1 protein-coding gene and 1 pseudogene are annotated in these 1,569 nt (G+C 73.2%); one reads left to right on the top strand and one right to left on the bottom strand.

Annotated elements, in window-relative coordinates:
• Nucleotides 1–160: 160 nt before the first annotated feature.
• A complete protein-coding gene (locus tag ACRDP3_RS16795; protein ID WP_431517771.1) occupies nucleotides 161–1,294 on the bottom strand; it encodes a glycosyltransferase in 1,134 nt (377 codons plus the stop codon).
• A gap of 180 nt (nucleotides 1,295–1,474) precedes the next feature.
• Here ACRDP3_RS16795 and ACRDP3_RS16800 point away from each other — a divergent pair.
• A pseudogene (locus ACRDP3_RS16800) lies at nucleotides 1,475–1,569 on the top strand (glutamate racemase); the annotation flags it as partial.

Consider the following 1,569-nt stretch of genomic DNA (forward strand, 5'->3'; position numbering starts at 1 on the left):
GGGCGGCGACCTCGTCGTCCAGCGTGAGGCCCGCTATCTGGTGACGCAGCGCGGCAGCAGCCCCCAGCGCACGGCCGACGCGGCGTACGGCTGGGGCATGCAGTGGACGCCCGGCCGCAAGTGAGCCGTAAGTGCCCCGCACACCTGATCAGAGATGGACTCAGGAATAGGTCCGGCCCTTCCAGGCGGCGCCCCGCCCCCAGTAGTGCCGCCGGGCCGAGTCGAGTGTCATCAGCAGATAGAGGGCGGCGGTGACCGGCAGCGTGGGCGCGTGCCACAGCGGCTGCCGGTAGTAGCGCAGCATCGGCACGTACGTCAGGGCCATCACCGCCCAGGCGGCAGCCCCGACCCGTGACCCGGCCAACGCCGCAGCCGGAGGCACCAGATAGACCAGCGCCAGTCCGGCGACCGTGCCGAGCAACAGCGCTGGGCTGTGCCGAAGTTGCGCGTACGCGCTGCGCGCCACCATGTGCCACAGCTGAGGCAGCCGGTCGTACGGGCGCACGCTGTCGACACCGTCGGCCAGCCCCAGCCAGATCTGCCCGCCGCCGCCGCGCTTGACGGCGCGGGCCAGCGTCACGTCGTCGATCACGGCGCCACGGATGCTGTCGGGCAGCCGGGCACCGGTGGCGGCCTCCGCGCGCAGCAGCACGCAGCCGCCGGCCGCCGCGGCGGTGCGGGCGCCGGGGTGGTTCACCCAGCGGAAGGGGTAGAGCTGTGCGAAGAAGTAGACGAAGGCGGGAACGATGAGCCGCTCCCAGCCGCTCTCCGCCCGCAGCCGCGCCATCTGCGAGACCAGATCCAGCCGGGCGCCGACCGCGGCGCTCACCAACTCCCGCAGCGAGTGCGGCGCGTGTGCGATGTCGGCGTCGGTGAGCAGCAGGAAGTCCGCGTCCGTACGGGCGCGTGCGAGCGCCATTCCGTGCCGCACAGCCCAGAGTTTGCCCGTCCAGCCGGCCTCCGGCTCGCCGGGGGAGTCCACACTCAGCGGCAGCCCGTGCGGCAGTTCGTCGGCCAGTTCGCGGGCGAGCGCGCCGGTGCCGTCGGTGGAGCCGTCGTCGACGAGGAAGATCTCGGCCCGTCCCGGATAGTCCTGCGAGAGGAGGGAGGGGAGGCTGAGCGGCAGCACCGCCGCTTCGTCCCGCGCGGGCACCACGATCGCCACCGTCGGCCAGTGCGGCGGCTCTTCGGGGGGCGGCAGCCGGATGTCCGTGCGCCAGAAGAAGCCCTGACCCAGCAGCAGCCAGAGCCAGGCGGTCAGCGATCCGGCGGCGATCCAGGTGAGCGGGCTCATCCGCCGCAGTCTGCCGCAGCCGGGCCGCCGAACTCGTCACGCGCCGCGGGGACGTCGCGTACAGACGATCCGAACGGAGGACCCCTGCGGACGATCCGCTCGCAGGACGCGTCGCCGCCAGGCTGATCCGCCCCCGCCCGGCGGGTGGGCAGGAGCGGGCATCGGCTACAGTTGCCTGCCGTGAAGATCGCGCTCTTGGACTCGGGACTCGGCCTGCTGGCCGCCGCCGCGGCAGTACGCAAGGCGCGGCCCGACGCCGATCTGGTGCTTTCCAG

The organism is Streptomyces sp., from assembly GCF_050698815.1.
Classification (GTDB): domain Bacteria; phylum Actinomycetota; class Actinomycetes; order Streptomycetales; family Streptomycetaceae; genus Streptomyces.